The sequence below is a fragment of the Haemophilus parainfluenzae genome (genome assembly GCF_003252725.1).
In the GTDB taxonomy this organism is placed as follows: domain Bacteria; phylum Pseudomonadota; class Gammaproteobacteria; order Enterobacterales; family Pasteurellaceae; genus Haemophilus_D; species Haemophilus_D parainfluenzae_L.
The window spans coordinates 1-5,368 of the sequence record NZ_QEPO01000015.1 but is presented as its reverse complement, the minus strand read 5'-3'; the positions used below and the strand labels follow the sequence as shown (position 1 = coordinate 5,368).

The following is a 5,368-nucleotide window of genomic DNA, read 5'->3' as shown; positions in this document are numbered from 1 at the left end:
CTGCCGGATGGAAATTGCGCGTGGTATCAACCCCAAACGGCAAGGGAAATAAGTTTTACGAATTAATGACCGATGTCAATAACACTGAATGGTCTCGCCACACAGTTGATATTTACCAGGCGGTCGCTGACGGATTGCCGCGTGATGTTGAACAGCTTCGCCGTGGTTTAAATGATGAAGACGCTTGGGCGCAAGAATTCGAGCTGAAATGGCTAGATGAAGCAAGTGCGTGGCTATCCTATGACTTAATTGATAGCGTAGAACATCCGGACGCTGGCAAGCCAGAACTCTATCAAGGTGGCGCTTGTTTTGTGGGAATGGATATCGCGGTGCGCAATGACTTGACGGTGATTTGGGTGGTTGAATTGGTAGGCGATGTTTATTGGACGCGAGAGATTGTGACATTAAAACGCGTGCAATTACGCAAACAACAGGAAGAATTAAACCGTATCATGCGCCAGTATCACGTAGTGGGCGGTAATCTTGACCAAACAGGCATGGGTGAAAAGATGGTCGAGGACGCACAGCATGAACACGGCAAGCGAATTCAAGGTGTGCTTTTTAACGTTTCCACAAAACTAAAAATGGCCACTATCGGTAAAACGGCATTTGAAGACCGCAAAATTCGCATCCCGCAAGGTGACGCAGATTTGCGAGAAGATTTACACAAGCTCAAAAAAATAACCGGCAGCAACGGCCAGCCACGCTTTACCGCAGAAAGCGACAGCAACGGTCACGCCGACCGAACCTGGGCGTGTTTTTTAGCCTTAACCGCCGCAACAGATGCGGTTATGCAACCGGTCAAGGCGTACAGCCGTAAACAACGAACAAGTCGTAAAATGACCCAAGGATATTAATTATGACAACAAAAAAACAAGATTTAATCGGCGTCATCGCTACCCGCGCGAAGGCTATCGACTTTTGGTCGTTTATGCACTATCTCCCAAACCCTGATCCAGTATTGAAGAAAATGGGGCGCGACATTTCAGTCTATCGCGAAATTTTGTCAGATAGCCATGTGGGCGGTTGTGTTCGCCGCCGAAAAGCTGCAATTAAAGGTTTAGAGTGGCGTATTACCCCAACCGGGAATGAAAAAACAGATGGAATCCTGGCCGCGCTTTTTGGCCGTTTACCCGTAAATCAAATCATTAATCAAATTTTAGACGCCGCCCTGTTTGGTTACCAGGCGCTTGAGGTAATGTGGACGAGCGAGAACGGGTTATTACTCCCGACTGAGGTAGTCGGAAAGCCACAAGAGTGGTTTGTATTTGATGAAGACAACCGTTTAATGCTGCGCACAAAAGAGAACCGCAATGGCGACATTGTGCCGGAAAAGAAATTTTTACTCGCAACGCAACAGGCCGACTATATGAACCCATACGGTCGCGCAGACCTGGCGATGTGTTTTTGGGCGGCCACCTTTAAGAAAGGCGGCTTCAAGTTTTGGTTAGAGTTTGCTGAAAAATACGGCTCGCCGTGGTTGGTGGGTAAATACCCACGAAACGCTAACGCCCATGAAATAGATGAGTTGTTAGATAGCATGGAAAAAATGCTCGGCACAGCCGTGGCAGCTATCCCGGATGACAGCTCTATTGATATGCTTGAAAGCGGAAGCAAAGGCGGGTCATCACAGGTGTTTGATGATTTCCTCCGCTACTGCAAATCAGAAATCGCCATCGCATTATTAGGGCAAAATCAAACAACAGAAGCCGAAGCAAATCGTGCAAGTGCGACAGCGGGCTTAGAAGTAACCCGTGATATTCGTGATGATGATGCCAGCATGGTTGAAAGCGTATTTAACCAATTATTAGCCTGGATTTGCGAGTTAAATTTCAACGTGGACATGCTGCCGACATTTGAGCTTTACGAACAGGAAAGCATTGATAAATTACAAGCGGAACGTGACGGTTTATTGGCGGGTTTAGGCGTGCAATTTACCGAACAATACATCATGCGAACCTATGGATTTGAAGATGGCGACATTGTAGTTTCTGCCCCTGAAAAAAGTGCGGTCAAAAACACGGCAGACTTTGCCGAGGCGATGCCTAAATCTATCGTGGAAACCATTGGGGAACAGTTAGAGGTAGAAGGTGAACCTTTTGTGGAAGAATGGCTACAAACCATCCAGGATAAGCTATCACAAGCAGAAAGCCTGGAAGATTTTCGCAACCAATTAGACAGTTTGATCCCTGAGTTGAGCTTTGCAGAATATGGCAAGGTGATGGCGTGGGCATCAACAACAGCGCACTTTGCTGGTCGCCAATCCGTTGAAGATGAGCGTAAATAAAATGAGTAAATTCACTTTTGAAGAGCAGGTCAAATATTTTGAGAAAAAACTCAATTTGCCTACTAATAGCTATTTAGACGTGCTGGGTGAAGAACACGACTACTTTTTTATGGTGGCCGGTGCAAACCGTAATGAAGTGTTGACTGCATTTCGCGAAGCGGTAGATGATGCCATCGCAAATGGTGAAACCTTAGAGGGATTTCGCAAGCGTTTTGATGAAATCGTGGCAAATACCGGCTGGCAATATAACGGCGGGCGAAACTGGCGCACACGGATTATTTATGACACCAACGTTTATGGTGCGTATAACCGTGGGCGCTTGGCACAGCATTTGGATTTGGTCGATGTATTGCCTTATTGGGAATATCACCACCATGATAATGAACATCCGCGTGAGGAGCATATCGCGTTAGACGGCACAATTCTACCGGCCACAGATCCGTTTTGGCGCTATTATTACCCTATCAAGGCATACGGCTGCCACTGTACAGTATCGGCGCACGATGCTGATGATTTAGCCGAAATGGGTAAAACCGTGAGCCAATCGCCTGAAATCGAATGGGAAGAAAAACTGGTCGGCGTTCGTTCCGGCAATCCACGAACAGTACGCGTACCGAAAGGTTATGATGTAGGCTTTGCGCCTTATAACTTTGAGCGTTTAACTCAGTCTCGCGATGTTGATGTGGACAAGTTGTTATTGCAAAAAATGACAAATGCCGAGCCGCATTTAGCGAGCCTGTTAATTGATGATGTATTGAAAAACCCAAAAGCCATGGTGTTATTAAACGGCGCGATGAAAGAAATGGTCGACACAGTCAGCCAGCAAAAAGTCGCACGTGGCAATATGAAGTATGTAGGGGCAATTCCTGAACCGGTATTAACCAAACTCGATAATTTAGAAAAAGCACCGCAGAGTGCGGTAATCGCTGTGCGTGATGAAGATGTGCTGCATGCATTACGCGACACCAAACAAGCAAAAGGCATCAGTTTGCCGGTGGAATTTTGGGAACAGTTACCGGAAAAACTGCGTCACCCGAAAGCGATCTTATTGGACGACCAACAAAAACAACCGACCCTGTTATTCGTCTATGAAACCGAACAAGGAAAAGTAGCTGTTAAAATGGACTATGAAATTAAGCTAAAAGACGCGTTGAGCGGGAAGAAGCTACCGCACAAATTAAACATGGTCAGAACAGCAAGTCGGCTAGAAGATTTAAGTGCGTTAGGACGTTTTGAAGTGTTATATGGAGAGTTGTAATTATTGCGGTGGTTTGCCTGATTCGAACAGGATAATGCGGGCTTTCGCCAAGCAACCTTTCCAGTAGGAAACCCCCACCGCAATTTCACTATACGCCCTGGCATTATTTTTATCAAGAGAAAATTATGTTAAAGATTACCATTAACGATAATCAAGCCATTCAGAAATTGACAAGCATTGCAAATCAATTGGAAAAGCCACGTCAGTTGTATGGTTTGCTAGGCGAAACATTGAAAAAAATTCATGATGCCCGCTTTAAAGCAGAGATTGATCCAAAAGGTAATCGCTGGCAAGCGTTATCGCCCCGCACGAAAGCGTTAAAAATGAAACGCGGTAAAAGCACAAAGATTTTACGCCAAGATGGTTACCTATCAGACAGAACCGCGTATAATTACGACAACGACCATGTTGAGTTTGGTAGTGACGCGAAATATGCGCGCCTACATCAATTCGGTGGAAACGCCGGACGTGGTCGTAAAGTTAAAATTCCCGCGCGCCCATGGTTGGGTATCAACGAAAGTGACGGTCAAAAACTGCTGAAGAAATCCACCGCGCTTTTACAACGACAAATTGACAAAAATTTAAAGTAAAAGCAAAAAATCAAAATAACGCCACAAATTCGCGCCACAGAGCTTTTATTTAAAATTAATGCAATTTATCGACTAAAAAAATTTAAATCGATTTGAAGCGATTTGAACGCCATTTAAAGCGTTTTAAATTTAAAGATAAAGTGCATTTTAATCCCGCGTCAAAAATCCCTCTTTTATTCTTTCAACCACTTTAAAATTCAAGTCCACATTTTTTCTCTATGCTAGCGGTATTCAAACGAGGATACCCTATGCAATTAATTGAGATTTTCAAAGCGGGCAAACGCACCGATGCAAATGGCTTAGAAGTGGAAATTACCACGGAAGATTTGCAACAAGCGGTTAACGCCTACAACGTAAACTTTCATGAGTCCCCAGCGGTGATTGGTCACCCTAAACACAACGCACCCGCGTATGGTTGGGTAAAACGCCTTGAATTAGACGGCGATGTATTAAAAGCCGAATTCGACCAGGTGGACCCTGAATTTGCCGAAATGGTAGATAAAGGGCGATTCAAAAAAGTCTCATCATCATTTTATTTAGCAGACAGCCCAAACAACCCTTGCCCGGGCAACTTGTATTTGCGCCATGTTGGATTTTTAGGTGCGATGCCGCCAGCGGTAAAAGGACTGCGCAACCCGGAATTTGCTGAAGACGAGCAAGGCGTGGTTGATTTCTCTGATTGGGCAGAAGCCAGCCTTTGGCGTCGCTTGCGCGATTGGTTTATTGGCATGCACGGCCAGGAAGAGGCCGATAAAGCCATCCCAGACTATCTCGTGTTAAGCGTGCAAGAAGAGTCCATCCGAAACGAATATAGACGTATCAATCAAGCGGAAGTCGGCTCGCCTATTCCTAGTTTTAACGAACCCACTTTAGAACAACCTTCAGAACCACAAGGAGAACCTGAAATGACCCCTGAAGAAATTGAACAGCTCAAGGCAGAAAACCAACAGTTGAAAGCCGAAAAAGCTGAAGCAGCACTTAACCAAGCCAAAGCCGACAATGCCGACTTTGCCGAGGGTTTAGTAAAAGCGGGCAAATTAGCCCCGGTGGCAAAACAACAGGCCATTGATTTATTAAATCTCGGTTCAACAACTGCAGCTGGCGGTGTGGTTGAATTCGGTGAAGGTGAAAGCCTACACGGAAAAATCAAGGCGTTTTTAGAAGCGCAGCCCGCTATCGTTGAATTTAACGAAGTGGCTACCAAAGAAAATGCCACAACCGCAGAAGATGGCA

The 5,368-nt window shown here is 45.4% G+C and carries 5 protein-coding genes; all 5 read left to right on the top strand.

Features of this window, described 5'->3' with window-relative positions:
- On the top strand, positions 1 to 857 hold an 857-nt coding region (locus DPV85_RS09615), incomplete at its 5' end, for a phage terminase large subunit family protein (RefSeq protein WP_347790967.1).
- 2 nt (positions 858 to 859) lie between these two features.
- Positions 860 to 2,287 (top strand): DUF935 domain-containing protein, encoded by a 1,428-nt coding sequence (locus DPV85_RS09610; RefSeq protein WP_111327846.1) that lies wholly within the window; start codon positions 860 to 862, stop codon positions 2,285 to 2,287.
- 1 nt (position 2,288) lies between these two features.
- A complete protein-coding gene (locus tag DPV85_RS09605) occupies positions 2,289 to 3,545 on the top strand; it encodes a phage head morphogenesis protein (RefSeq protein ID WP_111327845.1) in 1,257 nt (418 codons plus the stop codon).
- A gap of 125 nt (positions 3,546 to 3,670) precedes the next feature.
- Positions 3,671 to 4,135, top strand: coding sequence for a phage virion morphogenesis protein (locus DPV85_RS09600; protein WP_111327842.1), 465 nt, complete (start codon positions 3,671 to 3,673; stop codon positions 4,133 to 4,135).
- Positions 4,136 to 4,383: 248 nt separating this feature from the next.
- The coding region (locus DPV85_RS09985) for a peptidase (protein ID WP_207798047.1) at positions 4,384 to 5,368 on the top strand (985 nt) is incomplete at its 3' end.

Coding starts and splice junctions, on each gene's coding strand:
- DPV85_RS09610 (WP_111327846.1), top strand. CDS start 860: ATGACAACAAAAAAACAAGATTTAATCGGCGTCATCGCTACCCGCGCG.
- DPV85_RS09605 (WP_111327845.1), top strand. CDS start 2,289: ATGAGTAAATTCACTTTTGAAGAGCAGGTCAAATATTTTGAGAAAAAA.
- DPV85_RS09600 (WP_111327842.1), top strand. CDS start 3,671: ATGTTAAAGATTACCATTAACGATAATCAAGCCATTCAGAAATTGACA.